Genomic DNA, 25,996 nt, shown 5'->3' on the forward strand with positions numbered 1-25,996 from the left:
GGTAAGTCAACTGGCGTCGCCGTGGAACCTGGGTTAGAGATGCGTGATCCGGAAAAGTGTGAAGCGGTTTTCCCGCGACAAACGGGAAGCGTTTGCGCTGAGATCACCCTCAAAAAATAACGAACCATGGCAACCCAGGCCGAACGGCGCGAGAAAACCAGAGCTTCGATCGTCAAGGCGGCGCGGCGCATCTTTGGCGAGCGCGGCTTTTCGGCTGCGACGATGGACGACATCGCCGCCGGCGCACGCGTCGCCAAGGGCGCGGTCTATCATCACTTCGCGACCAAGGAGGCGGTGTTCGAGGCGGTGTTCGAGCAGGTATCGATCGACCTCGTCGCCGATCTCGACCGCATCTCGCGCGCCGAGAACGATCCGCTCGCCGCGATGGCGGCGGGCACGCAGGGCTATTTCGCGGCGTGCTCGAAAGGCCCGACCGGCCAGATCATCCTGCGCGACGGCCCCGCCGTGCTCGGCTGGGAGCGCTGGCGCGAGATCGACGCCAAGCATTTCGGCGGCAAGTTTCCGCGCGCGCTGGCGGCCGCGATGGAGGCCGGCGTGATCGCCAAGCAGCCGATCGAGCCGCTGGCGCGGCTGTTGCTGGGTGCTGTGACGGAGGCTGCCGTCGCGGTGTCCGCGGGGCCCGACATCGGCAAGACCGGCACGGATTATGCGCGTGCGTTCCGCTCGCTGCTCGATGCGCTCAGGGTGAAGTAAGCCCGGCTCTCTCCCCGCGTCGTCCCGGCGAAGGCCGGGACGACAGCGAGTTTGTGGCGCGGTTCTCGCCCCGCCTCAATCCTTGTCGTTCTCGAGCTGGAAGATCTGCGAGCCCTCGCCGCTCGAGATCAGGCCGGTCTTGTTGTAGAGGCCGAGCTTGGCGCGGGTGTCGGCGATGTCGAGGTTGCGCATCGTCAGCTGGCCGATGCGGTCGGCCGGCGTGAAGGCGGCGTCCTCGACCTTCTCCATGCTGAGGCGCTCCGGCGCGTAGGTCAGGTTCGGGCTCTCGGTATTGAGGATCGAGTAATCGTTGCCGCGGCGCAGTTCGAGCGTCACCTCGCCGGTGACGGCGCGCGCCACCCAGCGCTGCGCGGTCTCGCGCAGCATCAACGCCTGCGAATCGAACCAGCGGCCCTGATACAGCAGCCGGCCGAGCCGCATGCCGCTGATGCGGTATTGCTCGATCGTATCCTCGTTATGGATGCCGGTGACCAGCCGCTCATAGGCGATATGCAGCAGCGCCATGCCCGGCGCTTCATAGATGCCGCGGCTCTTGGCCTCGATGATGCGGTTCTCGATCTGGTCGCTCATGCCAAGGCCATGGCGACCGCCGATCACATTGGCCTCCAGGAACAGCGCGACCGGATCGGCGAACGTCTTGCCGTTCAGCGCGACCGGCTGGCCTTCCTCGAAGCGCACCACGACCTTCTCTGCCTTCACATCGCAATCGACGCGCCAGAACGGCACGCCCATGATAGGGTTGACGATGGTAATGCCGCTCGACAGGCTCTCGAGATCCTTGGCCTCATGCGTCGCGCCGAGCAGATTGCTGTCGGTCGAATAGGCCTTCTCCGCGCTCATCTTGTAGGCGAAGCCCTGCGCGGTCATGAACGCCGACATTTCGGCACGACCGCCGAGCTCGTCGATGAATTGCTGGTCGAGCCAGGGCTTATAGATCCGCAACGACGGATTGGTCAGCAGGCCGTAACGATAGAAGCGCTCGATGTCGTTGCCCTTGAAGGTCGAGCCGTCGCCCCAGATGTTGACGCCATCCTCCTGCATGGCCGCCACCAGCATCGTGCCGGTCACCGCGCGGCCGAGCGGCGTGGTGTTGAAATAGGTGATGCCGCCGGTCGAGATGTGGAACGCGCCGGACTGGATCGCGGCGATGCCCTCATGGACCAGCTGGGTGCGGCAATCGACCAGGCGGGCCTTCTCGGCGCCGAAATCCATCGCCTTGCGCGGGATCGCGTCGTAATCGGCCTCGTCGGGCTGGCCGAGATTGGCGGTGTAGGCAAAGACCTTGGCGCCCTTCAGCTTCATCCAGAGCAGCGCCGCCGAGGTATCGAGCCCGCCCGAGAACGCGATGCCGACTTTCTCGCCGGTGGGCAGGCTTTTCAGAATCGTACTCATGGGACGGTCCAATCGGTCGAAATGGATGAGGGTTCAGAGGTCGCGAATATCAAATTTCGGAAGGCGGGGCACGCCTTTAATCAGGCTTCAATCAGACCTCGGGCTGGCTGGACGCCGCCTTGCCACCCCCGCGCCAGCGCTGCATCCACCGGTAGCCGGGCATCGCAAGCCGCGTCAGCGCGGCATCGACCTGGGCGTCGGTCAGACGGGTCGAAGCCCAGCGGTAGATCAGTGCGTAAAACAGCCAGACGGTGAAGAACGACACCAGGCCCGCGATCGCGACATCAGTGAAGAAATGGCCGCCAAAGGCCATTCGGAGCCCGCTGGTGACGATGCCGAACACGGTGGCCCCTGCAAACGCCAGCGGCCGCCACGCGGGCGGCGTCAGCGCCGCCGGCGCATAGGTCCAGAACGCGGTGGCGCCCTCGCCCGAGAAGAACGAGCAGTTGCGCGGGCAGCCGCCGCGCGGGTCCCACCACGGCATGAATTGCAAATCGCCGCCGAACTGCGTCACGAACACCGGCCGCGGCCGGCCCCAATAGTTCTTGAAAGTGAAGTTGGTCAGCACGCCGGCCGACAGCAGCATCGTCGCGAGCAGGAACACCGCGGCGCGGCCGGACATCAGCATCGGCCGATCCGGCCGGATGAATTTCCAGACGATGGTCACGATCGCCGGCAGCACCAGCGCCCAGGCTATCCACATCGCCGCATCGCGCGCGAACTGCGCCACCGTATCGAGCTTCACGGGGAAGGTCTGTTCCGCCGCGTCGTAGAACAAAGCTGCCAGCTTCAGGTCGAGCTCGGGATAGAGCCCGAACAGGATGCCGACGATGAGCGCTAGCGCCAGCGCGATGAAAAGTCCGGTCCGGTTCATGGCGCGCGGTTTAGCCGAGGCGGGAGGGCATGGGAACCCCTCCTCGTCATTGCGAGCGAAGCGAAGCAATCCATAGCGCCACATGACGAAAGAATGGATTGCTTCGTCGCTTCGCTCCTCGCAATGACGGCTTGCATCACGCCTTCGGCGATTGCGACGGCAATGGCGGGGGCGGCCGCAAGGGGCGCGTCGGCTCGCGCCAGGCGCCGGCGGTGCGGCCGGCGATCAGCCAGTAGACCAGGCCCGCGACGATGCCGGCGCCGGTCATGATCTCCATGTGCCGGCGGACGATGCCGTGGAACTGCATCGTGTCGGGATCGAACGGGATCAGGCCGAGATAGCAGGCCGCGCCGACGATCGCGCCGCCGACGGCATAGGCCAGCACGCTCCTGATGAAGAACGCCTCGGTGATCAGCACCACGATCAGCGCCGGCAGCAGCGCAAAGCCCGAGATGAAGATGAAACCGAAGCCGAGCACGATATCGATCGCGCTCTGGTCGATCTGCCCGCCGAAATCAGAGATCTCGGGATACAGCACCGCGCCGACCACGATGATCCCTGCCACGAAGCAGGCCATCAGGAAGCCGAACGCGACGACGAACAGGCGGCCGATCACGGCCATGCTACGGCCTCCCCGTCATTGCGAGCCACCCGGTCGGCGCGAAGCGCCGCCGGATGACAGGCTCCGCGAAGCAATCCATGTCTCAGCTTGCTGAGGAATGGATTGCTTCGTCGCTTCGCTCCTCGCAATGACGGATTGCATGGAGAGTGGCACTTCTCAATCCGTCATCGCCATCGCGCGCAGCGCCTGGCGCTCACGGGCCGAGAGCTTTTCGGTCTCCGACTTGAGCTGGCCGCAGGCGGCGAGGATGTCGCGGCCGCGCGGCGTGCGCACCGGCGAGGAATAGCCAGCGTTGAAGATATATTCGGAGAACTTCTCGATCTGCTCCCAGTCCGAGCATTCATAGGCGGTGCCCGGCCACGGATTGAACGGGATCAGATTGATCTTCGCCGGAATGCCCTTGAGCAGCTTCACCAGGAGCTTCGCGTCATCGAGCGAATCGTTGACGCCCTTGAGCATCACATATTCGAAGGTGATGCGCCGCGCGTTCGAGGCGCCGGGATAATCGCGGCAGGCCTGCAGCAGCTCCTTGATCGGATATTTGCGGTTCAGCGGCACAAGCTCGTTGCGCAGCTCGTCGCGCACCGCATGCAGCGAGATCGCGAGCATCACGCCGATCTCGTCACCGGTGCGCTGGATGTTCGGCACCACGCCGGAGGTCGACAGCGTGATGCGGCGGCGGGAAATGCCGATGCCTTCATTGTCGGCAACGATGAGCAGCGCATCGCGCACCGCGTCGAAATTGTACAGCGGCTCGCCCATCCCCATCATCACGATGTTGGTGACGCGGCGCGTGCCGTCTTCGCGATCGGCCCAGTCGTTGAGCCGGTCGCGCGCCACCATCACCTGGCCGACGATCTCGCCGGCAGTGAGGTTGCGCACCAGCCGCTGCGTGCCGGTGTGGCAGAACGCGCAGTTCAGCGTGCAGCCGACCTGCGAGGAAACGCACAGCGTGCCGCGATCGGTCTCGGGGATGTAGACGCACTCGACCTCGTGCGGCCGCTCGACCTTGTCGCCGCTCGGCAGCCGCAACAGCCATTTGCGCGTGCCGTCATTGGAGATCTGCTCGGCGACCACCTCGGGACGGTCGACGGTAAAATGCTTCTCGAGCTCGGCGCGCATGTCCTTCGAGACGTTGGTCATCTCGGCAAAACTCTTGGCACCGCGGAAATACATCCAGTTCCAGAGCTGCTGGATGCGCATCTTGCGCTGGCCGGCCTGCACGCCGATCTCGCCGAGGCGATCCGATATCTCCGCGCGCGACAGTCCGATCAGCGACGGCTTGGCCGGCGGCACATAGGTCTCGAGCGGAACCTTTTCGACCAGCGCGCTGGCGCCGGACACGGCTTGGGTGGTCACGGTGTCGGTCATGAAACCTCAAATAGGCCTTCCAGCCGGTGCTGGAAAGCCACCAAATACCTCGAATTTACGTCACAGAGCGGACTTTGTCGGCCGGACCGCGCTCTAGCGCCGGCAGTCCTGCCCGAGCCGGTCGAGCGCCTGCGCCAGGCCCTTCAACGAGAAGCTGTCGATCGTCTCGGTGCCCTTGGCCGAGACGGCCTTTACCGTCAGATCGGCCGATTTCCGCATGGCTTCCACCATCCGCTCCTCCTCGGCCGCATTCTTGATCCAAAGGCCGTCGCCCTGCGTGTACATCGCATAAGTTCCGCCGCCGACCTGGAGCGTCGATTCCGAGCCCGGCTTCACGGTGTAGCCGATCATGATCGAGACCTCGTTGACGACCTTCTCGGCCGGACGGGTGGAGATGAAGGCATAGGCCGGATCGCGCGGCCGGTTCGGCGGGTTGGTCTTCGACGACGACGGCTTGGCAAGCGCAAAGCACACCTTCTTGCCGTTGGGCGAGGCGGTGTAGGCGCCCCAGGTCCCGAATTGGCCGATCAGCGTCGGCTCCGCACCGCCCGCCGCAGCCGCGGCGGCCGAAGGCGCCGGCTTGGCCGCTTCCTTGGCCGTCTCCTTCTTGGGCGCAGCCTGCGTCGGCGCGAGGGTGATGATCCCGCACAGGACACAAGCCGCCAGTGATGTCAGAATCTGCCGCACGGCCAACTGGTTCCCCCATCATTGTGACTGCAAGATGGCCCGGCGATTCCCCCTCTGCCGGCTCGGATGGATAACCGGGAAACGCTTTTTTGGGAAGGCAGTTAGACCCGGCGCGCGTCAGCCAAAAGCCGCATGCGCGTCATCGCGCCTCGGTGCTTGTTGCCGCTGATCAGGCCTTGATTCCTTGATCATCCCTTGGCACGCGCCGCGCGCTGGCTTTCCCACTGCGCTTCGGTCCATTGCAGCAGGTCCTCGGCACCGGAGCTGCGCAAATGCGAGCCGCCGTCCTGCACCACCATCTCGCCATTGATGTAGCCGGCCTGATCCGAGATCAGGAAGCTCGCCAGATTGGCGAGTTCCGAGTGCTCGCCGGCGCGGCCGAGTGGATTGCGATGCGCCCAGGTCTCGCCGCGCCCTTCGGGACGCAGCTGTCCGGTGGCACCTGGCGTCGGGAACGCGCCGGGCGCGATCGCCACGGTACGGATGCCCTTCGGGCCCCACTCGACGGCAAGGCTCTTGGTCATCGCCAGCACCGCGGTCTTGGCCATCGACGACGGCACCGTGAAGGCGCGGCCGGTGATGGTCGAGGTCGACAGGATCGAGAGCACCACGCCCTTGTGCTTGCCGTCGATCCAACGGCGGCCGGCAGCGAGCGTGCAGTACATCGTGCCATGCAGTGTCGGCGCGAGGATCGCGTCCGCGGCACGGAATGACAAATGTTCGCTCTGCGCAATAAAGGTTGCGGCAGCATTGTTGACGAGTACGTCGATCGGTGCGTCCTGCCACACCTGGTCCATCATCGCTTCGACCGCCGCGCCATCGCGGATATCGCAGCGCGCGGTCGAGACCTTGGCGCCGAATTCGCTGCGGAATTTTGCGGCGGTTTCCTCCAGCAGCCCCTCGCGGCGCCCGCAGATGATCAGTTCGGCACCGAGTTCGGCAAAGCGGGCGCCCATCGCGGCGCCGAGGCCGGAGCCGCCGCCGGTGATCAGGATGCGCTTTTTCGCTAGCAGGCCTTTTTCAAACATAGTTTGATCCCTCCGCTTTGTATTGTCGCTCCGCCGCAAATCCGGCATGAAGCTTGTAGTCCAAGATCTTGCAGCTCTTTCTGCGTCCGAAACTCAGGTGTGTCCATGAAAGCCATCCTCTGCTCGCAATACTGTCAACCCGACGATCTCGTGCTGGCAGACGTGCCCGATCCGGTGGCGGGTCCCGGCGAAGCCGTGATCGCGATCAAGGCGGCGGCGCTGAATTTCTTCGACATCCTGATGATCCAGGGCAAGTACCAGATCAAGCCGCCGTTCCCGTTCTCGCCGGCCGCCGAAGTCGCCGGCGTGATCGAGAGCGTCGGCGCTGGCGTCACCGATCTCAGGATTGGTGATCGCGTCGTGGCGTCATGCGGTCACAACGGCGCGCGCGACAAGATCGCGCTGCCGGCGAATACGATCGTGAAGATTCCCGACAATCTCGATTACGATCGCGCCGCAGGCATCATCATCATCTACGGCACCGCGCTGCATGCGCTGGAAGATCGCGCGAGCCCGAAGCCGGGTGAGACGCTCGCGGTGCTAGGCGCTGCCGGCGGCACCGGCCTTGCCGCGTGCGAGCTCGGCAAGCTGATGGGCCTGAAGGTGATCGCCTGCGCGTCGTCGGACGAGAAGCTCGCATTCGCCAAGCAGCATGGCGCCGAGCTGACGCTGAACTACGCCAAGGAAGATCTGAAAGAAGGCCTGCGCAAGCTGACCGACGGCAAGGGTGCCGACATCGTGTTCGATCCGGTCGGCGGCGCCTATGCCGAAGCCGCGCTGCGCTCGACCGCTTGGGAAGGCCGCTTCCTGGTGATCGGCTTTGCCGCCGGCGACATTCCAAAGATCCCGCTCAACCTCGCGCTGCTGAAGGGCTGCGACATCCGCGGCGTGTTCTGGGGCGCGTGGGCGCGGCAGAATCCGGAGAAGAATCGCAAGAACCTCGAGAAGCTCGTGCAGTGGACCGCCGAGGGCAAGATCTCCTCGCATGTCGACCGTACCTTCCCGCTGTCGCAGACCGCTGAAGCCCTGAAGGTGCTTGCCGGCCGCAAGGCGATGGGCAAGGTGATCCTGCATCCGGGCAGCTGAGCGGGGATCACGTAGCCCGGATGAAGCGCAGCGTAATCCGGGACTGCTCGTACGATTGGTGAGAAGAACCCCGGATTGCGCTTCGCTTCATCCGGGCTACAACTTAATCCTCTGCAGGCACCCCGCGCTTCAGCGCGGCGCGCGCGGCTTCGCGGTGGTCCGGCGTGATGTGGCTGGCCACCATGCGGATCGCGGTTGCAAGCACTGCGGCATCGTCGGTGAAGCCGAGCACCGGCAGCATGTCCGGGATGAAATCGAACGGCAGGATGAAATAGGCGATCGCGCCGAGCAGCGCCGCCTGCACGTGGCGCGGCGTCTGCCGGTCGAAGGCGCAATAATAGGCGGCCAGCAGATCCTCGGCGAAGGGCAGGCGCGCCACCACTTTCTTGAACTTGATCCAGAAACGGCGGCGCACGCTTTCGGGGTCCTGCGCCAGCCGGTCGGCAGGCCCAAATCCCACACCGTAGTCGCTCGTTGCCATCGCCAGGGTTCCTCGACGCCGCGACAGTTCGGCGGCGAACGATACGAATCTGGGGATGTCGGCCAACCGGCGCAAGGCTGCGCGCAACGGGGTCAGTTGACCCCGAGCTGCCTTGCGATCGCGTTCATGGCCTTGGCGAGGTCGATATCGCGCTTGGTCACCCCGCCGACGTCATGGGTCGCCAGCACGACCTCGACCGTCTTGTAGACGTTCTTCCATTCGGGGTGATGGTCGCACTTCTCGGCGACCAAAGCGGCGCGCGCCATGAAGCCGAATGCCTCGTTGAAGTCCTTGAACACGAAGGTCTTTGCGATCGCCTCGCGTCCGGCCAGCTCCGACCAGCCGGCCAGTTCCCAAAGCGCGGCCTTCCTTGCTTCCGCTGACAGCTTTTCGACCATGGTAGAACCCTCCCGTCTGGCGCCGACCATAGCCTAACAACCGGCGTCCGGGTGGGATCCATGCCGAAATTAAGGCCGAAATCGCGTCCTATCGCCGCTGGTAACCATGACGGAGATGTAACATCTGTCCGTTCAGTAATTTGCTACAAACAGAAGATGTATCCCCGTTGGTAGTTTGCGAAATTGAGCCCAGACGGTTGTTTGCGAGATCGATGATCCAAGGCCGATGACAGACGGCTCCGCCAGCATATCGCCCAAGCCGTTGCGCTCCGCCAAGCGCCGGCTGATGTTCGTTTTGATCGCGGGCGCGCTCGCCATCGTCGGCGCGCTGATCGCCGGCTACTATTTCGCGGTGCGTCCGGTGACGCTCAAGATCGCGGTCGGCCCGGCCAACAGCGATGACCTCAAGGTCGTGCAGGCGCTGGCGCAGGCCTTCAACAACCAGCAGCACACCCAGGTCAAACTCCGACCAGTGCAGACCGACGGCGCCACCGCCAGCGCGAAGACGCTGGCCGACGGCAAAGCCGATCTCGCCATCATCCGCGGCGACCTCGAGGTGCCGAAGAATGCGCAGGCGGTCGCGACCTTGCGCAAGAACGTGGTGGTGATGTGGGTTCCGCCGGCAAAGGGCAAGGTTCGCAAGTCCGCCAGGATCACCAAGATCGCGCAGCTGGCCGGCCGCAAGATCGGCGTCGTCGGCCGCACCCCGGCCAATGTCAATCTGCTGAAGCTGATCCTGACGCAATACGGTGTCGATCCGATGAAGGTCGAGATCGTGCAATTTCCGGCCAATGAGGCGCCGGACGCCATCAAGAACCTGAAGGCCGACGCCTATCTTGCCGTCGGTCCGGCCAACAGCAAGCTCACGATCGACGCGATCACGGCGTCGACCAAGGACGGCGGCGAGCCGACCTTCCTGGCGATCGACGCGTCCGAGGCGATCGCGCAAAACCATCCGGCCTATGAGGCCGCGGAAATCCCCGCCGGCTCGCTCGGCTCGGCCGACCGTCCCGACGACGAGGTGAAGACGATCAGCTTCTCCCACCACATCGTCGCGCGAAAGGGCCTGTCGGACGCAACCGTCGCGGCCTTCACCCGGCAATTGTTCGCGATCCGGCAATCGCTCAAGAACGACTTCCCGCTCGCCGCCAAGATCGAGACGCCCGACACCGACAAGGACGCCACCATCCCGGTGCATCCCGGCGCGGCCGCCTTCGTCGACGGCGAGGAAAAGACCTTCCTCGACCGCTACAGCGATTACATCTGGTGGAGCCTGATGGCGTTCTCGGCAATGGGCTCGGCCGGTGCGTGGTTCGCCGGCTATCTCAAGCAGGACGAGCGCAACACCAACACCTCGCAGCGCGAACGCCTGCTGGAGATGCTGAAGGCGGCGCGGCAGAGCGATTCGACCGACGAGCTCGACCAGCTGCAGGCGGAGGCCGACGACATCCTGCGCCACACGCTGGACTGCTTCGAGCATGGCGCGATCGAGGAAGGCACGTTGACCGCGTTCAACATCGCGCTCGAGCAGTTCCACAACGCCGTCGCCGACCGCAAGGCGCTGCTGCTGAGCATGCCGCAGAACTTGCAGCGGACCGCGAGCCAGTTTCGGGCTGCGGGCACGGCGTAACGGCCCGCTTACCGCAATCTTTCCAGGAGCTCCCTTCGCCTCCTCCGCTTGCGGATGACTTCGTCCGTTCTCTCATCCGAAAACTTGTGAGGGAGTCAACGGCGGCAGGGTTCCCTCCCCCCTTGCGGGGGAGGGTTAGGGAGAGGGGCGCCACACAACGCGCTCTTTCCATGCAATTCGATGTCAAGCGGCAGTGCTGCGCAGGCGCCATTCTCCATGCGCATCCCGCCCGGGGCCCTCCCTCTCCCCACCCTCCCCCGCAAGGGGGGAGGGAGCCTGACGTGCGTGCTCACCTTACAAACGACGCCGGTGGCAGTCTTCGTACGCACTAAACATCCATCGCGCTGCTTCCTCCCGCCCTGTAATCCCACCGTCATGGAATTTTTCTAGGTCTTGGCTCGCCCGCGGCGCATTGTCGCTGTGACCTTGAGGAGACCCCCATGACGATCCGGTTCTCGCGAAATCTCACCCGCCGACGCTTCCTCTCCACCGCGGCTGCGGCCGGTGCCGGCGTGATCGCGATGCCTTATCTGTCGCGCGCGGCCGATCGCCCCGTGATCACCCATGGCGTGCAGTCCGGCGATGTCGGCGTCGACGGCGGCGTGGTGTGGGCGCGTGCGGACCGGCCGTCGCAGATGATGGTCGAGGTCGCGACCACTGAATCATTCAAGGACGCCCACGCGCTGCCGCCGATCACGGCGCTGCCGGAGAGCGACTTCACCGCCAAGATGCTGCTGGAGAACCTGCCCTCCGGCCAGGACATCTTCTACCGCGTCCGCTTCCGCGACCTCGCCCATATCGACATCGTCGGCGAGCCCGTGGTCGGCCGCTTCCGCACCGCGCCGAGCGACCGTCGCGACGTCTCCTTCGTATGGGGCGGCGACGTCGCCGGCCAGGGCTGGGGCATCAACCCCGACGACGGCGGCATGATCACCTTCGCCGCGATGAAGAAGCACAATCCGGATTTCCTGCTGCATTCGGGCGACACCATCTACGCCGACGGCGTGATCCCGGCCGAGGTAAAGCTCCCCGACGGCAAGGTCTGGAAGAACATCACGATCCCGGAGAAGGCCAAGGTCGCCGAGACGCTCGACGAATACCGCGCCGCGCACAAGTACAATTTCCTCGACTCCAACCTGCGCGCCTTCAATGCCGAGGTGCCGATCTTCGTGCAGTGGGACGATCACGAGGTGACCAACAACTGGTCGCTGTCGAAGCAGCTGCCGGCCGCCTACAAGGAGCGCGACATCACCGTGCTCGCGGCGCGCGCGGCCAAGGCCTTCCACGAGATGTATCCGATGCGCGAGAGCATCGTCGAGCCGGGCCGGGTCTATCGCACGTTGAGCTACGGCCCGCATCTCGACGTCTTCATGCTCGACGAGCGCAGCTATCGCGGCCCGAACGGTCCGAACCTGCAGGAAAAATATGGCCCCGACGCCTATTTCATCGGGCCGGACCAGATGGCCTGGCTGAAGCGCGCGCTGCTCAACTCGCGCGCCACCTGGAAGGTGATCGCCTCCGACATGCCGCTGTCGCTGATCGTCTATGACGATGCCGCCAACAAGAAGGGCTCGGAGGCGTTCGCGCAGGGTGACGGCCCGGCGCGCGGCCGCGAGCTCGAGATCGCCGACATCCTGCGCTTCATCAAGACCGCGGGGATCGTCAACACGGTGTGGCTGACCGCCGACGTGCACTACGCGGCGGCGCATTACTACAACCCGAACAAGGCCCAGTTCCAGGAGTTCGATCCGTTCTGGGAATTCGTCTCCGGCCCGCTGCATGCCGGCACGTTCGGCCCGAACGAGCTCGACAATACGTTCGGTCCCGAGGTGAAGTTCGTCAAGGCGCCGGGCGAGGCCAACCAGAACCTGCCGCCGTCGGCCGGCATGCAGTTCTTCGGTCACGTCAAGATCGACGGCAAGAGCGGGCAGATGACGGTGAGCCTGCGCGATCGCGTCGACGCCGAGCTGTGGGCGATCACGCTCGATCCGAAGCCGGTGTAAACCGGCCACCGCAGCGAGGGAACCAGACGCCCTGTCCGCGACGCCCTTGCCGCAAAGCAAGGGCATCGCGATTGACAGGGGATGGACGCGACCTGCCTCTTCCGGTACCGATATCAGAGCCGTTATGCTGGGGGCCCGGAGGGGCGGAGCATGAGGCGCTGCGAGTTCTTTCGCGTGCTCGGTGGCATCGTCGCGAGGTTTCGGCCTCGCCGCTTGATTGTTGTCGCGATCGCCGTGTTCGCGCTGCTGCCGATCGAAGTCAGCGATGCCGGCTGGCTGCCAGATTTCTTCAAGACCTCGTCCAAGCACGCCAAATCGCCAAAGCGCGCGAAGCCGACAAGGTCGGCCAAACTGGCCAAGCACCGCGCGCCGGCAAAGCACCGCGCCACGCGGCTTGCCGCCCTTGGGCCGGTCGCGCTGCCGCCTTCCGTTCTCAGGCCGGCCGCAGGCAAATGCGATCCCGCGACATTCCGGATCGTTCTCGATGTCGGACATACCGCAGAATCGGAAGGCGCGATCAGCGCCCGCAACGTCGCCGAGTTCGCCTTCAACCTGCGCCTCGCGCGGCAGATCGAGGAGACCTTGAAGGCCGAAGGCTTTGCCGAAACCAGGCTGCTGCTGAGCGAGGGCAAAGCAAGACCCAGCCTGTTCAGGCGCGTCGCCGCCGCCAACAATCTGCACGCGGATCTCTTACTGTCGATCCACCACGACTCCGTGCCCAACAAGATGCTCGAGGACTGGGAATTCGAGGGCAAGAAGAGCCATTTCAGCGACCGCTTCAGCGGCTACTCCGTGTTCGTCTCCCGGGAGAATCCGGACTTCGGGACGAGCCTGCGGTTCGCCGAACTGGTCGCGAAGGAAATGAAGGCCCAGGGGCTGCAATATGCCGCGCAGTACAGCCTGCCCATCATGGGTAGCAACCAGCACCCGCTGCTGAACAAGGAAACCGGCGTCTACAGCTATGATGAGCTGATCGTGCTGCGAAAGACCGCGATGCCCGCCGTCCTGCTGGAGGCCGGCTCGATCATCAACCGGGACGAAGAACTCGCAATGGACTCGCCGGAACGCCGCAACAGCATCGCCAGCGGCGTCGCAGTCGCCGTGAAGGAATTCTGCGATCCGCGCTGGGCGCTGCTCGGTCCGCTCTGACGGCCGGGTGATCGGCACTTCCTCGTTCAGCCCGGTTTGCCCGCCTTGAGCTCGCTGAGCTTGTCCAGCGCCTGTTCGAACTTGGCGTTGAACAGCCACATCGCATCGAGAATTTCGCGGAAGGTCGCGGATGATTTGGCGCGGTCGGTGCGGCCGAACGCGAAGACGCTGTTGTTGCGCAGATATCCCATGATCCTGGGATCGGAAATCCTGTAGCCGACGAGGTTGCCTGACTTCAGCGCGGCCCGCGTCGGCGTTGGAATGATCTGGATCAGTTCGAACAGCTTCATTTGATCGATGGGATCGGGCAGCGCCTTTGCGATCGCCGGGACCTGCGGGAAAATATCCGCGTGCGCGTTCATGAGCGCGTCGCGCACCGCGGTCCAGTGATTGAACCGATGGTCGAGATTGCCGGCCCGGGCCTCTTCCTTGTCGTCGCGACGGCTCAGCGCAGGATCGAGGGCTGCGATCGCCTCCTTGATGGCGGCCCACTTCTTTCGACCGTTGCGATCTTCGGACGGGCCGGTCTGCAGGCTCCCCTTGTAGGTGTTCGAGCGCGCATTTCCCGCATTCTGCTTGCCGTTCGTCTCGGCAAAGAACAGGCCGAGGCTGATACGGCCCGCGGTGGCGGCAGCAACGGGATCGAGCCCCTTGGCGCGCGCGATCACCGTCGCCAGGTCGACCACGTCCTTGAATGGCGTATCGGAGCTTTGCGCGTCGGCGGGCGGCGCCTCCATGACGTCGAACAGCTTCCTGTACTCGTCGAGCAGCGGCTCGTTATCGGCGTCGAAATAGGCCGGAGGGATTCCGGATCTGCCGGGCTTGCCGATCCTGGATGGGAGCGCATCGGTGAGATCCTTGTAGGCGCTCATCATCTCGACGCGGGCGAGATAGAGCGCCTGCCCCGGCAGGTCGGGCAGCGGCTGCCTGGAATCGATCTGCGCGCGCCGCTGGCGCAGGATCGAGACGAAGTTCTTCAGCGCATTGTCGTAGGCCTTGAGCGCGGCCGCTTGCTCGCTCGTGACGGCGGTCGGCTCGGCGATGGCTGGACGCGCCACAGCCGGCGCAAGAAGCAGCCCGAGAGAGAGCGCCGCTGCGCGCGCAGCGGCAGATGTTGTGATCGCCATCCTGATTGCCATGACAGCTTCCCGGGGCCTGTGCGTCGCCGAATCCGATATTCCGGATCGTAGACTGCGTGGCCGAAGCCCGGCAATCCGTCAAAGCTCGTTTCTCAGCGCAGCTTCGAGCGTCTCGCTCGAACACGGCTTGGTCAGCCGCGGCTTGTCGGCGAGCGATTCCGGCAGCCTGATGTCAGCGCCGTAACCGGTGACGAATGCGAACGGCACTTTCAGCGCATCGAGCCGCTCGGCGATCGCGAACGTCTTCTCGCCCCTGACGAGGGCGACGTCGAGCAGCGCGAAATCCGGCGCGCGTTCGGCGATCAGTTCGAGCGCCCGGGCGACGTTCGCGGCGGTGCGCACCGTGCGGGCGCCGAAGCCGAGGATGGTGTCCTCGAAATAGAGCGAGATGATCGGATCGTCCTCGACGACCAGGACATCACCGGGCATGCCGGCATTGGGAGCAGATTCCATGACGCGGTGTCCATTTCTTCGATGATGGATGAGAGACCGGATCAGTCCGGCCGGATGGCCCGCGACCGGCGCCCGAAAGCACGCCGGCTGTTCCCGAGATGAAACCCACCACAGCGCGAGCCGCCGCGTCTGCTCACTAGTGAACATAAAAGCTGGAACATTTTCAGTATGGTCCGCGTTGGATTTTCAGGATTTTCCAATGATTGCCAAACGGACCGATTTGGCCGGGACGTGCGACCGGCCATTCAACAATCTCTTGCGCCGGCTGAATGCCGCCGATTACGAGCTGATCGCGCCGCATCTTGCGGTGGTCGATGCTGATGCGAGTGACCTGCTCTACAATCCCGGCGACGACGTGCAGATCGTGCATTTCCCATGCGGACCGAGCCTTGCGTCCTACATGGTGGCCAACGAGGACGGACGCGATGTCGAGACCATCCTGGTCGGCCGCGAGGGTGCCGTCGGCGGCATCGTCAGCCAGGGATTCCTGCCGGCCTATACCCGCATCACCGTCAAGTTCGGCGGCCCGTTCGTGCGGCTGCCGATCAGCAGGCTCGACGCCGCCAAGCTGAAGTCGATCTCGGTGCGCAACATCTTCGCGCGCTATGCCGACTGCATGCTGGCGCAGATCTTCCAGTCGACCGCCTGCAATGCGATCCACTCGATCGAGCAGCGCGCCGCAAAATGGATCATCTCGGCGATGGAGCGCACCAACGGCAACGGCGTGGTGCCGCTCACGCACGAGCAGCTCTCGACCTTGCTCGGCGTCGGCCGCAGCTACACCAGCCGGATGATCCAGAGCTTCAAGGCGGAAGGCGTGCTGGACACCCGCCGCGGCGCGATCGTGATCCGCGACCCGGACAAGCTCAAGCTGCGCTCCTGCTTGTGCAACGAGGCGGTGAAGGATCACTTCGAGGAAGTGCTGCGCGGGGTCTATCCAAGCGAGGACAACCCGGCGAACTAGACGGCTCCAAGCCGCTATCGCGGACCGCGAAAATAACGCTACACTCGCCTCATGAGCGGGGCTGAACTTCACGCCGTCTTCGACGTCGCAGCATGGGGCGCGGCCGCGGCCGCCATTTGGTGGCTGTCGCGCATACGCGGGCTGCAATTCCCGCGGCAATCCTTCGAGCTGCCCTACATCGCCGTGCTGGTGTTCGGCGCCGGCATCGGCGCCTACATCTTCGGCACGCTGAACCTGTGGTTCTCGGGCATGCCCGGCATCGCCCGCTCGGTCGAGGGCGCGCTGGCCGGCGGCATCGTCGCGATCGAGCTCTACAAATGGCTGCACGGCATCTCGCTGCGCACCGGGGCACGGTTCGCGCTGCCGCTTGCGATCGGCGTCGCGGTCGGCCGGCTCGGCTGCTATTTCGCGGGGCTCGAGGATTTCACCTACGGCACGCCGACCACGCTGCCCTGGGGCCATGATTTCGGCGACGGCGTGCTGCGCCATCCGGTGCAGCTCTATGAAAGCCTCGCGATGGCGGCGTTCGCGGTCTTCTACGTCTGGGCCGTATTGAACCGCAACGCCGCTATCATCACCAATGGATTCTACCTCGTGCTGTTCTACTACGGCCTGCAACGCTTCGTCTGGGAGTTCATCAAGCCCTACGGCGCGCTGATCGGTCCGTTCTCACTGTTCCACCTGCTGTCGCTGTTTGTCATGGTCTATGCCGCCGTCATGCTCGCGACGGCGCCGAATGTGAGTGTGAAGCATGAACGCGCCGCTGCGTAAGTCCCGCCCCTACATCTTCTGGGGCCAGACCCAGTCGCTCTGCGAAACCTGCCTGACCCTGGTGCCGACCAAGATCCAGATATCAGGCAACGAGGTCTGGCACGAGAAGCGCTGCAAGCAGCACGGCGTGCAGTCGACGCTGGTCTCGACCGACCAGGCCTATTGGCGGCTGTGCAAGGATTTCATCAAGCCCGGCGACCGGCCGCTCGCCTTCCAGCGTCACACCGAATTCGGCTGCCCCTATGATTGCGGACTGTGCCCGGACCATGAGCAGCACTCCTGCCTGGCGCTGATCGAGATCACCGAGCACTGCAATCTGACCTGCCCGGTGTGCTTTGCGGATTCCTCGCCGGCGCGCACCAGCTTTACGCCGCTGGCCAAGATCGAGAAGATGCTCGACGCGCTGGTGGCGAGCGAGGGCGAGCCTGACCTCGTGCAGATCTCCGGCGGCGAGCCGACGCTGCATCCGGATTTCTTCGCGATCCTGGATGCGGTGCGCGCTCGCCCGATCCGCCATGTCATGATCAACACCAACGGCCTCAGGATCGCGCGCGAGCCCGACTTCGTGGCCAAGCTCGCCGAGAACAAGCGCGGCCTTGAAGTCTACCTGCAATTCGATTCGCTGAAACGCGAGGCGCTGGTCAATCTGCGCGGCGCGGACCTGCGCAAGATCCGCCAGCAGGCGCTGGAGAATCTCGAACACTACGGCGTCTCGACCACGCTGGTCGCCACCATCAAGCGCGGCGTCAACGACGCCGAGATCGGCGACATCGTCCGCCATGCGCTGACCTGGACATGCGTCCGCGGCGTCACGCTGCAGCCGGTGCAGGACGCCGGACGTAACGAGAATTTCGACAAGAATACCGACCGCATCATGCTCTCGGAGATTCGCCAGCACGTGATCGAGACCGGAGTGTTCGGCGACAAGGACATGATCCCGCTGCCGTGCAATCCCGAAAGCATCTCGATCGGCTACGGCCTGCGCAATGCCGACAAGGTGCTGCCGCTGACCTCGCTGATCCCGCAGGAGCAGCTGGTTGCCGTGATGCCGAACACGATCAGCCCGGAGAAATATCCGGTGTTGCGCGAAAAATTCGTGGATTTGTTCTCGCTGTCGTCAGGGCCGCTCAACACGTCGGATCGGGTCTGCGAATTGCTGTGCTGCCTGCCGAGCTTCGAGGTGCCGGAGGGCCTGACCTACGAGAACGTGTTCCGCGTAACCATCGTGCAGTTCCTCGACCGCTTCAATTTTTGCGTCGGCAACGTGAAGCGCAGCTGCATCCACTTCGTCACCGAAAGCGGCGTGATCATCCCGTTCGACACCTACAATCTGTTCTATCGCGACGGCAAGATCGAACGCATCCGCGCCGCGATGGCCGGGCAGACCTATCGCGAGGCACCGCCAAGCGAGGATGTATCGCGATGAGCGATACCGGCGCGCCCTCTTCGCCTCCGCCCCGCCCTGCGGAGCAGCGCAATGGCTGCCTGACCGCACTGATGATCGTCGCCGGCGGCATTCTGTTGCTGCCCGGCCTCTGCTCGCTGTTCTTCGTGTTTACCGGCATCGCCAACATCAGCAACACGGCCGACCTTCAGTTCGTCGGCGGCTGCTTGCTTGTGGGGTGTCTCGGCGTGGCCCTGATCTGGTGGGCCATCCGCAGACCTGGACCCTAGGGACGGCTGGCATCGCGAACCTATTGGTGGACCAACAGCCATGAGCGAGACAAATCCGCCCCCCCTGCCGCCTGCGCCAGCACAGCCGCCCCACGAATACGTCCCTCCGCCGCTGCCGCCACGACGCGGCGGCTGCGCGACCGCCTTCATGGCGCTGTTCGGGGTGTTCCTGCTGCTGCCCGGCCTCTGCGCCCTCCTGTTCGGGTTCGGCGTCCTGAGCGAGTCGAAAACCGATCCCTCCATTCTCTTCCTGATCCTGCTCGGGCTCGCGGTCTGTTTTGCCGGCGTGATGCTGATCCGCGCCGCGATCAAGGGGGGCTGACGCTGCTCGACAGAAATCCGGACCTGACGGGTCATGAGTGACGCCAATCGACCGCCGATCCCCAAGGAGCGCTGGAAGGGTCCGCCCGAAGGCCCGCCGGACCATGTGAGACCGCTGGTTCGCGCGCCGGGAGCGGCTACACGACGTCGTCACTCGTGATCGCCGGTCTCGTGCTGGCGATGGTTGGACTTGGCTGCCTGATCCTTTGGTTGATCCTAAGCGGTGGCACCATCGGTGCCAACATCGGCATCTTGTTCGGTGGCTTACTCACGGGCGTTTGCGGCCTCGTCCTGATCCAGCTGACCGGCCGTCAACCGGTCATTGAGCAAACCGAGACATCATCGGGCGGATGCCTGTGGGCGCTCATGGCGCTGTCCGGAAGCCTGATGCTCATTCCCGGACTCTGCTCGCTGCTGTTCGGCATGGGCTATCTCGACAGCCCGATCGCCGGCACTGGACTCTTTTCTGACGGGTACTTCACGATTTTCCTGACCGGTGCGCTGATCGGCGCAATCGGCGTTGGGCTGCTCCGCTGGGTCATCGTCCGTGCGCCCCTGTTGGCTGGCATCACAATGGTGGTCGGCACCGTCCTGGTGCTGCTTGGCTTCTATGTGGCGCTTTTCGGCGCCAGCCGCGGCCACGTGCGCGTCTTGTTGGTAATCGGCCTGCCAGCTGCGACCGCCGGAATTCTCTTCCTCCGGAACGCCATGCAGCGCCGCCTCCGCGACGGGCCGGATCATTCTGGTCTGGACCTGGCCCCACCCAACCATGAATAAATCAATCGAGAGGTCCGCCTTGGACGCAGAAGATAGATCGCGACATCGATGAGCAATTCCGATCAGCCGCCATCGACAGAGCCGCCGCGGCAAGAGCCACGGCTGCCGCCCGGCTGCACGATCTTCATGCTGATCGTCGGGGTACTTCTGCTGGTCCCGGGCGCCCTCTGCGTGGTCCTCAATGTCACTCTGGGCGGGTCCGGTGACCCGCTCACCGGGGTGTCGGTACTGGTGACGCTTGTTGGGCTCGGGTTGATCGTGTTCGCGCGTTCTCAGAAACGAGGCTGAATCGCCCCCGAAAAGGCCCCCAAAACCGGCTTCCGGAACCAAAATCGGCCACCCAAACCGCCAATAAACCGTTGTTTTTTGGCGTTTTCTGACTATATTGCGCCGCAACGCACGAGGTGCCCGGTCCGCTGACCGGGCTTCCTTTTTGGGGTGATGCGTCCCCGTCAAATTTCTTGGGTATGAGCGTGATCCGGGCCCCTGATGGGCCACGCGAGCGAGCGGCCGGCCAAACTGGTCCGGCGAGATCGCGCATCTGACCATTGCACGACCAGAAGAAGAGCCATGAACCTTCGCAACGTCGCCATCATCGCCCACGTCGACCACGGCAAGACCACCCTCGTCGACCGCCTGCTGCAGCAATCCGGCACCTTCCGTGAGAACCAGAAGGTCACCGAACGCGCCATGGACTCCAACGACCTGGAGCGCGAGCGCGGCATCACCATCCTGGCCAAGGCCGCCTCGGTGCAGTGGAAGGACATCCGCGTCAACATCGTCGACACCCCCGGCCACGCCGATTTCGGCGGTGAGGTCGAGCGCATCCTCAACATGGTGGACGGCGCGCTGGTGCTGGTCGACGCCGCCGAGGGTCCGCTGCCGCAGACCAAGTTCGTGGTGTCGAAGGCGCTCAAGATCGGCCTGAAGCCGATCGTCGTGATCAACAAGGTCGACCGCCCCGACGCGCGCCCGACCGAGGTCATCAACGAGGTGTTCGACCTGTTCGCCGCGCTCGACGCCAGCGAGGAGCAGCTCGACTTCCCGATCCTCTACGGGTCGGCCAAGCAGGGCTGGATGGCCGAGAGCCCGGAGGGTCCGAAGGACCTCGGCATGCAGCCGCTGTTCGACCTGATCGTGCGCCATGTCGAGCCGCCGAAGGTCGAGGAAGGTCCGTTCCGGATGATCGGCACCATCCTCGAAGCCAACCCTTATCTCGGCCGCATCATCACCGGCCGCATCTCGTCGGGCTCGATCAAGCCGAACCAGCAGGTCAAGGTGCTGGGCGCCGACGGCAAGCTGATCGAGAGCGGCCGCCTGACCAAGATCCTCGCCTTCCGCGGCCTCGAGCGCACGCCGCTCGAAGAAGCCGAGGCCGGCGACATCGTCGCGATCGCGGGCCTGACCAAGGGCACCGTCGCCGACACCTTCTGCGACCCCTCGGTCGAGACGCCGCTGCCGGCGCAGCCGATTGATCCGCCGACGGTGTCGATGTCGTTCATCGTCAACAACTCGCCGCTCGCCGGCACCGAAGGCGACAAGGTCACCTCGCGCATGATCCGCGACCGCCTGATGCGCGAGGCCGAGGGCAATGTCGCGCTGCGCGTCGTCGAAGCCGCCGACAAGGATTCGATGGAAGTCTCCGGCCGCGGCGAATTGCAGCTCGCGATCCTGATCGAGACCATGCGCCGCGAGGGCTTTGAGCTCTCGGTGTCGCGTCCGCGCGTCGTGCTGCAGAAGGACGAGGCGACCGGCGGCTGGCAGGAGCCGATCGAGGAGGTCGTGATCGACGTCGACGAGGAACATTCCGGCGTCGTCGTGCAGAAGATGAGCGAGCGCAAGGCCGAGATGATCGAGATGCGCCCGTCCGGCGGCAACCGCCTGCGGCTGGTGTTCTACGCGCCGACCCGCGGCCTGATCGGCTACCAGGGCGAACTGCTCACCGACACCCGCGGCACCGCGATCATGAACCGCATCTTCCACGGCTACGCCGCCTACAAAGGCGAGATCCAGGGCCGCCGCAACGGCGTCTTGATTTCGAACGACCAGGGCGAAGCGGTGGCCTATGCGATGTTCAAGCTGGAAGACCGCGGCCCGATGATGATCGAGCCGGGCTGGAAGGTCTACAAGGGCATGATCGTCGGCGAGCACACCCGCGACAACGACCTCGAGATCAACGTGCTGAAGGGCAAGCAGCTCACCAACATCCGCACCACCTCGAAGGACGAAGCGGTGCGCCTGACGCCGCCGATCCGGATGACGCTGGAAAAGGCGCTCGCCTATATCGAGGACGACGAGCTCGTCGAGGTGACGCCGAAGTCGATCCGGCTGCGCAAGAAGCATCTCGATCCGAACGATCGCAAGCGCGCCGAAAAGGCCAAGGAAGCAGTGGCGTAAGCACTCTGTCATGCCCCGGCATCGGGTCGGCGCGAAGCGCCGCCCGATGACTAAACGCCTCCGGGGGCATCCAGTACGCCGCGGCCTATCGGTTCAATCACAACCGTCTCTGGAATACTGGATCGCCCGCTTTCGCGGGCGATGACAGTTATGCGCGCGGCGGCTTCAGGCCCGGCGGCGAACGTGCTAGAGCCGGGGCATGAGTTCGCTTCCCTCCACGGTCGATGTTGCCATCATCGGCGCAGGCGCCGCAGGCCTCGGCGCCGCGCATGCGCTGAAGGGCACCGGCCTATCCGCCATCGTGCTGGAAGCCCGCGACCGGCTCGGCGGCCGCGCGCATACGATCCAGGCCGCGCCAGATGTGGTGTTCGACGTCGGCTGCGGCTGGCTGCATTCGGCCGACCAGAACAGCTTTGTCGGCATCGCCAGGCAACTCGACTTCGAACTCAACAAGGACCTGCCGCCATGGCGTGAGCGCGCCTATGGCAAGGCATTCCCGCAGGCCGACCGCGACGCCTTCATGCTTGCGCTCGACGAGTTCTACGATCGCCTCGAAGAGGCGGCGCGCGGCGGCAAGGACGGCTCGGCCGATCGCTACCTCGAGCCCGGCAACCGCTGGAACCCGATGATCGATGCGATCTCGACCTATGTGAATGGCTGCGAGCTCGACCAGCTTTCGATCCTCGACTTCGACGCCTATGAGGACAGCAACGTCAATTGGCGGGTGCGGCGTGGCTATGGCGCGTTGGTCGCGGCCTACGGCGAACAAGTATCGGTCGCGCTGAATTGCGAGGTCCGGCTGATCGATCACTCCGGCAAGCGGATCCGCATCGAGACCTCGCGCGGCGTGCTGGAGGCGGACAAGGTGATCGTCACCGTGCCGACCAACCTGATTGCCGATGAAGCGATCCGCTTTTCGCCTGCGCTGCCCGACAAGCTCGATGCCGCGCGCGGCCTGCCGCTCGGCCTCGCCGACAAGGTGACCTTGGCGCTCGCCGAGGCCGAGGCGCTGCCGAGGGAAGGCAATCTGCGCGGCGCCACCATGCGCACCGAGATGGGCACCTACCACATCCGCCCGTTCGGCCAGCCCTGCATCGAGGGCTTCTTCGGCGGCCGTTTTGCGCAAGCGCTCGAAGATGCCGGCGACGGCGCCATCGCCGCGCACAGCATCGACGAGATCGTCTCCTTCCTCGGCAATGATTTCCGCCGCAAGCTCAAGCCGCTCAGCGAATCCCGCTGGGCCCACGACCCGTTCGCCCGCGGCTCCTACTCGCACGCGCTGCCCGGCCACGCCGACAAGCGCGCCGTGCTGGCCGCCCCGGTCGACGGCCGTCTGTTCTTCGCGGGCGAAGCGACATCGCCGCATTTCTTCTCGACGGCGCATGGCGCGCGGGACAGCGGTGAGCGAGCGGCGAAGGAAGTGTTGAGTACCCTGTCAGACATCGAGTGAGCCTTTGACAGAACATACCATGAACAACTATACATTCTGGGACGAATCGCTGACAAGTTGTCCATTACTGTCCCAGCACAAGAGTTGCTCATGGCTCGCTCCCACCATTCGGTCGAATTCGAAGAACTCCGACTGAAAACGGGGCTCACGCGAGCCGAAACGGCAAATTTGCTCGGCGTTACGGAACGCACTGTCGTTCGGTATGAGGGTGGTGAATCGCGCCCCTCTCCGATCGCGATCAAGTGGCTGCAGGATTATCTAGCCAGATTGCCGGAGAAACGGCAGAAACCTGCCGCCTTCCGATTCGTCGACCTGTTCGCTGGCATATCCTTGTAGTCCTGCAAATATCTCCAGAGGTGCGCAGTCAACGTATACTTCGGATCGACGCTCTCATTGAGGTCTAGGATTGATCCAAGCTTTGGACCTTGGTCTGGAACGACGAGACGATCGAAGTCAAACCGGCTCTCTCGTTTGAATCCCACAATGAAAATGCGCTCGCGTTTTTGTGGCACCCAAGGAGCGGAGCTAATGACCCTATGATGGATTTCATACCCAAGTTCATTGCGAAGCACGTTCTCGATCGTTGCAAACGTGCGCCCCTTGTCGTGTCGCTGAAGGTTCTTGACGTTCTCCAGGAGAAAGGCGTGCGGTCGATGATGCGCGATGATCTGGGCAAGGTCAAAGAAGAGGGTGCCTTGGGTATCGCAGAGAAAGCCGTGCGGCCTTCCCAAGGCGTTCTTCTTTGAGACGCCGGCAATCGAAAATGGCTGACAGGGAAATCCGGCGAGCAACACATCGTGTGCTGGAATTAACGAAGGGTCCTTGGAATACTCCCGGATATCACCTGCAATCGGATGATCGCTTCCGAAGTTTTCCCGGTAGGTGATCTGGCTGTACTTGTCCCATTCGGATGTAAAGACACACTGTCCTCCGATTGCGTCGAATCCCAGTCTCAGCCCGCCTAAACATCAGGCGAAGGGCAATGGTTTCGGTTACAGCCTGTTTGGACCGGACGATGTAGCTCGCACGCTCTCCGCCCGATACTTCAAGGACGGATCCGAGGTGTTGGTTGCCCAATCGAGAAAGAGGCCGCGTCGTCTAACTCCGCGCGAATGCGCCCGTCTTATGGGCTTCCGTCACGTTGATGGATCAGATTACCGCATTCCCGTCTCAGACACTCAGGCCTATCGGCAATTTGGCAATGCAGTTGTTGTCCCGGTGGTGGCCGCCGTCGCCGAACTGATGAAGCCGCACATCCTTGCGGCAATCGAACATCGGGCGATGAGAGAGCCCGTCAAGCAGCCCGAGCTACCGTTCGTTCGGGAAAGGGATCAGGTTTTCGCCTATGGCTGACGTCGTTTCGGCCGAGGTCCGAAGCCGAATGATGGCCGGTAAAGATGTTGATGACTGGATCGTAGAGAATAAGAAGAAATCCGCGTACTGGATCGGAAAGCGGCTTTCGTCAAACGACACAGGCCTTACGGGAAATCATCAATACGGGCCGCTCATCGTAAAGACCGCCCTCTTCAGATTGTTTCCCAAGCTCTCCGCAATAGAGCCCTCCGTTACGGAAGATCATTTTAGTTTGGAGATCGATTCGCACGCCCACTCGTCCTATGCCCGAGCAGTTTGGTACAAGAGCAAAAATGAGGGACGTTTCACGAACCTCGGCGGGACCAGATCGCCTCTTCTCGATCCGGAAAATACAGGTGGCCTCGCGGTCTTCGCCTTTCGTCTTGATCCATCGGGCAAGGTCCTTGAGGGACGCGCTTGGGTTTGCAGGAGCCCGTCAGAGGAAGACAGATTTGAAGCGCTGATCGGACCTGTGGAGCCGCGCGAGTTCGTGATCTGGGAGAACGCTGAAGTCTCGTATGCCCACCTTGGAAGATCGGAAACTCAATCAACATGCTGGCTTGATTACGACGAGATTCCTCGAGAATGGCTGCAGAAGTTTCCCACCGGTCAACAGATCCTGACGAAGGTAATTGAGAGACGCGCGGCGAAAGGTACGCCTGATCAACTATTGATGCAGCGCCGCAAATGCGAGTACGAAATGTTCCAAAGTATAGAGGAAGCCACATTCCTACCGAAACTAACACCTGGTTTTAAGTCCGTTTCATCCTTCACTGCTTTGGCGCAATCTATTCTCCAAAGCAGAAAGTCTCGCGCTGGAAACTCACTGGAATTGCACGCTCGCCAGATTTTCGAGGAGAGTGGTTTGAGGTCAGGCCAACAGTATTCTCATAAGCCAAAGATCGACGGCAACCCGGACTTCATTTTTCCATCGGCCGCTGCATACTCGGACTTGCATTTTCCGACTGCCAGTCTTCGCATGCTCGCCGCTAAGACGACCTGCAAGGATCGTTGGCGTCAGGTCACAAAGGAAGCAAAGCGTCTTACGGAACGACATCTGCTAACGTTGCAAGTCGGAGTAACGGAATCGCAGTTCGCGGAGATGTCCGAAGCCGGGGTACGCTTGGTAGTTCCGACCGAGCTCCACAAGGCATATCCGGCAAAGGTGAGGACGAAATTGATTAGCCTCGAGAGCTTCATAAAGGGCATTACGAAGTTGAAGCCCTACAAGCCGTAGTCGG

General features: G+C 63.6%; 28 protein-coding genes. 17 read left to right on the top strand and 11 right to left on the bottom strand.

The genetic code is table 11. The features are described from left to right. Nucleotides 1–126 precede the first annotated feature (126 nt). On the top strand, nt 127–714 hold the full coding sequence (locus FBZ93_RS11335; RefSeq protein ID WP_146986087.1) for a TetR/AcrR family transcriptional regulator: 588 nt from the start codon (nt 127–129) through the stop codon (nt 712–714). Nucleotides 715–789: 75 nt separating this feature from the next. On the opposite strand, the gene argG is transcribed toward FBZ93_RS11335, so the two are convergent. The 6 genes from argG to FBZ93_RS11365 form a co-directional block, all read right to left on the bottom strand. Continuing rightward, on the bottom strand, nt 790–2,127 hold the full coding sequence (gene argG, locus FBZ93_RS11340) for an argininosuccinate synthase (RefSeq protein ID WP_146986089.1): 1,338 nt from the start codon (nt 2,125–2,127) through the stop codon (nt 790–792). 91 nt (nt 2,128–2,218) lie between these two features. Then, nucleotides 2,219–3,001 (bottom strand): phosphatase PAP2 family protein, encoded by a 783-nt coding sequence (locus FBZ93_RS11345; RefSeq protein ID WP_146986091.1) that lies wholly within the window; start codon nt 2,999–3,001, stop codon nt 2,219–2,221. 136 nt (nt 3,002–3,137) lie between these two features. Beyond that, the gene (locus tag FBZ93_RS11350; RefSeq protein WP_146986093.1) at nt 3,138–3,623 is read right to left on the bottom strand and encodes a hypothetical protein; all 486 of its coding nucleotides are present in this window, start codon (nt 3,621–3,623) and stop codon (nt 3,138–3,140) included. Nucleotides 3,624–3,779: 156 nt separating this feature from the next. Continuing rightward, the gene (gene rlmN, locus FBZ93_RS11355) at nt 3,780–4,994 is read right to left on the bottom strand and encodes a 23S rRNA (adenine(2503)-C(2))-methyltransferase RlmN (protein WP_146986095.1); all 1,215 of its coding nucleotides are present in this window, start codon (nt 4,992–4,994) and stop codon (nt 3,780–3,782) included. A gap of 93 nt (nt 4,995–5,087) precedes the next feature. Continuing rightward, nucleotides 5,088–5,681: an invasion associated locus B family protein gene (locus FBZ93_RS11360; protein ID WP_246667448.1), complete on the bottom strand. Its 594-nt coding sequence runs from the start codon at nt 5,679–5,681 to the stop codon at nt 5,088–5,090. Between the two features lie 188 nt (nt 5,682–5,869). Continuing rightward, the gene (locus FBZ93_RS11365; protein WP_146986099.1) at nt 5,870–6,709 is read right to left on the bottom strand and encodes an SDR family oxidoreductase; all 840 of its coding nucleotides are present in this window, start codon (nt 6,707–6,709) and stop codon (nt 5,870–5,872) included. A gap of 105 nt (nt 6,710–6,814) precedes the next feature. On the opposite strand from FBZ93_RS11365, the gene FBZ93_RS11370 reads away from it, so the two are divergent. After that, nucleotides 6,815–7,795: an NADPH:quinone oxidoreductase family protein gene (locus FBZ93_RS11370; protein WP_146986101.1), complete on the top strand. Its 981-nt coding sequence runs from the start codon at nt 6,815–6,817 to the stop codon at nt 7,793–7,795. Nucleotides 7,796–7,898: 103 nt separating this feature from the next. Here the strand turns inward: FBZ93_RS11370 and FBZ93_RS11375 are convergent, their stop codons facing one another. Next, complete coding sequence (locus FBZ93_RS11375) at nt 7,899–8,276, bottom strand: YkvA family protein (protein ID WP_146986564.1); 378 nt, start codon at nt 8,274–8,276, stop codon at nt 7,899–7,901. Nucleotides 8,277–8,368: 92 nt separating this feature from the next. Further along, nucleotides 8,369–8,674 (bottom strand): 4a-hydroxytetrahydrobiopterin dehydratase, encoded by a 306-nt coding sequence (locus FBZ93_RS11380; protein WP_146986103.1) that lies wholly within the window; start codon nt 8,672–8,674, stop codon nt 8,369–8,371. A gap of 226 nt (nt 8,675–8,900) precedes the next feature. Here FBZ93_RS11380 and FBZ93_RS11385 point away from each other — a divergent pair, with 226 nt between their 5' ends. From FBZ93_RS11385 to FBZ93_RS11400, 3 genes are all read left to right on the top strand, one after another. After that, nucleotides 8,901–10,304, top strand: a complete 1,404-nt coding sequence (locus tag FBZ93_RS11385; protein ID WP_246667449.1) for a TAXI family TRAP transporter solute-binding subunit — start codon at nt 8,901–8,903, stop codon at nt 10,302–10,304. A gap of 440 nt (nt 10,305–10,744) precedes the next feature. Beyond that, nucleotides 10,745–12,307, top strand: coding sequence for an alkaline phosphatase D family protein (locus FBZ93_RS11395; protein WP_146986105.1), 1,563 nt, complete (start codon nt 10,745–10,747; stop codon nt 12,305–12,307). 150 nt (nt 12,308–12,457) lie between these two features. Continuing rightward, a complete protein-coding gene (locus FBZ93_RS11400; RefSeq protein WP_433995402.1) occupies nt 12,458–13,456 on the top strand; it encodes an N-acetylmuramoyl-L-alanine amidase in 999 nt (332 codons plus the stop codon). Between the two features lie 26 nt (nt 13,457–13,482). On the opposite strand, the gene FBZ93_RS11405 is transcribed toward FBZ93_RS11400, so the two are convergent. Beyond that, nucleotides 13,483–14,595 (bottom strand): hypothetical protein, encoded by a 1,113-nt coding sequence (locus FBZ93_RS11405; RefSeq protein ID WP_246667450.1) that lies wholly within the window; start codon nt 14,593–14,595, stop codon nt 13,483–13,485. Between the two features lie 78 nt (nt 14,596–14,673). Further along, nucleotides 14,674–15,048 carry a response regulator gene (locus tag FBZ93_RS11410; RefSeq protein WP_146986107.1) on the bottom strand — a complete coding sequence of 125 codons (375 nt, stop codon included), beginning with the start codon at nt 15,046–15,048 and terminating at the stop codon, nt 14,674–14,676. Between the two features lie 199 nt (nt 15,049–15,247). On the opposite strand from FBZ93_RS11410, the gene FBZ93_RS11415 reads away from it, so the two are divergent. The 10 genes from FBZ93_RS11415 (at nt 15,248) to FBZ93_RS41930 (ending at nt 23,738) form a co-directional block, all read left to right on the top strand. Next, nucleotides 15,248–16,012 (top strand): Crp/Fnr family transcriptional regulator, encoded by a 765-nt coding sequence (locus FBZ93_RS11415; RefSeq protein WP_146986109.1) that lies wholly within the window; start codon nt 15,248–15,250, stop codon nt 16,010–16,012. A gap of 51 nt (nt 16,013–16,063) precedes the next feature. Further along, the gene (locus FBZ93_RS11420) at nt 16,064–16,783 is read left to right on the top strand and encodes a prolipoprotein diacylglyceryl transferase (RefSeq protein ID WP_146986111.1); all 720 of its coding nucleotides are present in this window, start codon (nt 16,064–16,066) and stop codon (nt 16,781–16,783) included. Next, nucleotides 16,764–18,209, top strand: coding sequence for a radical SAM protein (locus FBZ93_RS11425; protein ID WP_146986113.1), 1,446 nt, complete (start codon nt 16,764–16,766; stop codon nt 18,207–18,209). Before FBZ93_RS11420 ends, FBZ93_RS11425 begins: the two co-directional genes overlap by 20 nt. Next, a complete protein-coding gene (locus FBZ93_RS11430) occupies nt 18,206–18,457 on the top strand; it encodes a hypothetical protein (protein WP_146986115.1) in 252 nt (83 codons plus the stop codon). Before FBZ93_RS11425 ends, FBZ93_RS11430 begins: the two co-directional genes overlap by 4 nt. Before the next feature lie 40 nt (nt 18,458–18,497). Next, nucleotides 18,498–18,779 (top strand): hypothetical protein, encoded by a 282-nt coding sequence (locus FBZ93_RS11435; protein ID WP_167529006.1) that lies wholly within the window; start codon nt 18,498–18,500, stop codon nt 18,777–18,779. Between the two features lie 155 nt (nt 18,780–18,934). Next, nucleotides 18,935–19,555, top strand: a complete 621-nt coding sequence (locus FBZ93_RS41080; protein WP_208763996.1) for a hypothetical protein — start codon at nt 18,935–18,937, stop codon at nt 19,553–19,555. Nucleotides 19,556–19,603: 48 nt separating this feature from the next. Next, nucleotides 19,604–19,843 (top strand): hypothetical protein, encoded by a 240-nt coding sequence (locus FBZ93_RS11445; RefSeq protein WP_146986116.1) that lies wholly within the window; start codon nt 19,604–19,606, stop codon nt 19,841–19,843. 282 nt (nt 19,844–20,125) lie between these two features. Then, the gene (typA, locus tag FBZ93_RS11450; RefSeq protein WP_050425748.1) at nt 20,126–21,952 is read left to right on the top strand and encodes a translational GTPase TypA; all 1,827 of its coding nucleotides are present in this window, start codon (nt 20,126–20,128) and stop codon (nt 21,950–21,952) included. Between the two features lie 199 nt (nt 21,953–22,151). Further along, nucleotides 22,152–23,402, top strand: coding sequence for a flavin monoamine oxidase family protein (locus FBZ93_RS11455; protein WP_146986117.1), 1,251 nt, complete (start codon nt 22,152–22,154; stop codon nt 23,400–23,402). A gap of 90 nt (nt 23,403–23,492) precedes the next feature. Next, on the top strand, nt 23,493–23,738 hold the full coding sequence (locus FBZ93_RS41930) for a helix-turn-helix domain-containing protein (protein WP_146986118.1): 246 nt from the start codon (nt 23,493–23,495) through the stop codon (nt 23,736–23,738). On the opposite strand, the gene dcm is transcribed toward FBZ93_RS41930, so the two are convergent. Next, the gene (dcm, locus tag FBZ93_RS11465; RefSeq protein ID WP_146986569.1) at nt 23,657–24,358 is read right to left on the bottom strand and encodes a DNA (cytosine-5-)-methyltransferase; all 702 of its coding nucleotides are present in this window, start codon (nt 24,356–24,358) and stop codon (nt 23,657–23,659) included. The genes FBZ93_RS41930 and dcm overlap by 82 nt on opposite strands. Between dcm and FBZ93_RS11470 the strand changes: the two genes are divergently transcribed. Together FBZ93_RS11470 and FBZ93_RS11475 are read left to right on the top strand one after the other, a co-directional pair. Then, nucleotides 24,285–24,755, top strand: coding sequence for a DNA cytosine methyltransferase (locus FBZ93_RS11470; protein WP_146986119.1), 471 nt, complete (start codon nt 24,285–24,287; stop codon nt 24,753–24,755). The two genes, dcm and FBZ93_RS11470, sit on opposite strands and share 74 nt — an antisense overlap. Continuing rightward, complete coding sequence (locus FBZ93_RS11475; RefSeq protein WP_208763997.1) at nt 24,748–25,992, top strand: type II restriction endonuclease; 1,245 nt, start codon at nt 24,748–24,750, stop codon at nt 25,990–25,992. The genes FBZ93_RS11470 and FBZ93_RS11475 overlap by 8 nt, the downstream gene beginning before the upstream one ends. Nucleotides 25,993–25,996 lie beyond the last annotated feature (4 nt).

The sequence above is a fragment of the Bradyrhizobium macuxiense genome, from assembly GCF_007993935.1.
Taxonomy (GTDB): Bacteria; Pseudomonadota; Alphaproteobacteria; order Rhizobiales; family Xanthobacteraceae; genus Bradyrhizobium; species Bradyrhizobium macuxiense_A.

What these genes read in the sequence shown, in the direction of transcription:
- FBZ93_RS11405 (WP_246667450.1), bottom strand. Translation starts at nt 14,595, where the DNA reads ATGGCAATCAGGATGGCGATCACAACATCTGCCGCTGCGCGCGCAGCG.
- rlmN (WP_146986095.1), bottom strand. Translation starts at nt 4,994, where the DNA reads ATGACCGACACCGTGACCACCCAAGCCGTGTCCGGCGCCAGCGCGCTG.
- FBZ93_RS11345 (WP_146986091.1), bottom strand. Translation starts at nt 3,001, where the DNA reads ATGAACCGGACCGGACTTTTCATCGCGCTGGCGCTAGCGCTCATCGTC.
- FBZ93_RS11375 (WP_146986564.1), bottom strand. Translation starts at nt 8,276, where the DNA reads ATGGCAACGAGCGACTACGGTGTGGGATTTGGGCCTGCCGACCGGCTG.
- FBZ93_RS11425 (WP_146986113.1), top strand. Translation starts at nt 16,764, where the DNA reads ATGAACGCGCCGCTGCGTAAGTCCCGCCCCTACATCTTCTGGGGCCAG.
- FBZ93_RS11350 (WP_146986093.1), bottom strand. Translation starts at nt 3,623, where the DNA reads ATGGCCGTGATCGGCCGCCTGTTCGTCGTCGCGTTCGGCTTCCTGATG.
- FBZ93_RS11415 (WP_146986109.1), top strand. Translation starts at nt 15,248, where the DNA reads ATGATTGCCAAACGGACCGATTTGGCCGGGACGTGCGACCGGCCATTC.
- FBZ93_RS11410 (WP_146986107.1), bottom strand. Translation starts at nt 15,048, where the DNA reads ATGGAATCTGCTCCCAATGCCGGCATGCCCGGTGATGTCCTGGTCGTC.
- FBZ93_RS11435 (WP_167529006.1), top strand. Translation starts at nt 18,498, where the DNA reads ATGAGCGAGACAAATCCGCCCCCCCTGCCGCCTGCGCCAGCACAGCCG.
- FBZ93_RS11380 (WP_146986103.1), bottom strand. Translation starts at nt 8,674, where the DNA reads ATGGTCGAAAAGCTGTCAGCGGAAGCAAGGAAGGCCGCGCTTTGGGAA.
- FBZ93_RS11335 (WP_146986087.1), top strand. Translation starts at nt 127, where the DNA reads ATGGCAACCCAGGCCGAACGGCGCGAGAAAACCAGAGCTTCGATCGTC.
- FBZ93_RS11455 (WP_146986117.1), top strand. Translation starts at nt 22,152, where the DNA reads ATGAGTTCGCTTCCCTCCACGGTCGATGTTGCCATCATCGGCGCAGGC.
- FBZ93_RS41930 (WP_146986118.1), top strand. Translation starts at nt 23,493, where the DNA reads ATGGCTCGCTCCCACCATTCGGTCGAATTCGAAGAACTCCGACTGAAA.
- FBZ93_RS11430 (WP_146986115.1), top strand. Translation starts at nt 18,206, where the DNA reads ATGAGCGATACCGGCGCGCCCTCTTCGCCTCCGCCCCGCCCTGCGGAG.
- FBZ93_RS11475 (WP_208763997.1), top strand. Translation starts at nt 24,748, where the DNA reads ATGGCTGACGTCGTTTCGGCCGAGGTCCGAAGCCGAATGATGGCCGGT.
- typA (WP_050425748.1), top strand. Translation starts at nt 20,126, where the DNA reads ATGAACCTTCGCAACGTCGCCATCATCGCCCACGTCGACCACGGCAAG.
- FBZ93_RS11445 (WP_146986116.1), top strand. Translation starts at nt 19,604, where the DNA reads ATGAGCAATTCCGATCAGCCGCCATCGACAGAGCCGCCGCGGCAAGAG.
- FBZ93_RS11370 (WP_146986101.1), top strand. Translation starts at nt 6,815, where the DNA reads ATGAAAGCCATCCTCTGCTCGCAATACTGTCAACCCGACGATCTCGTG.
- argG (WP_146986089.1), bottom strand. Translation starts at nt 2,127, where the DNA reads ATGAGTACGATTCTGAAAAGCCTGCCCACCGGCGAGAAAGTCGGCATC.
- FBZ93_RS11385 (WP_246667449.1), top strand. Translation starts at nt 8,901, where the DNA reads ATGACAGACGGCTCCGCCAGCATATCGCCCAAGCCGTTGCGCTCCGCC.
- FBZ93_RS11395 (WP_146986105.1), top strand. Translation starts at nt 10,745, where the DNA reads ATGACGATCCGGTTCTCGCGAAATCTCACCCGCCGACGCTTCCTCTCC.
- FBZ93_RS11400 (WP_433995402.1), top strand. Translation starts at nt 12,458, where the DNA reads ATGAGGCGCTGCGAGTTCTTTCGCGTGCTCGGTGGCATCGTCGCGAGG.
- FBZ93_RS11365 (WP_146986099.1), bottom strand. Translation starts at nt 6,709, where the DNA reads ATGTTTGAAAAAGGCCTGCTAGCGAAAAAGCGCATCCTGATCACCGGC.
- FBZ93_RS11420 (WP_146986111.1), top strand. Translation starts at nt 16,064, where the DNA reads ATGAGCGGGGCTGAACTTCACGCCGTCTTCGACGTCGCAGCATGGGGC.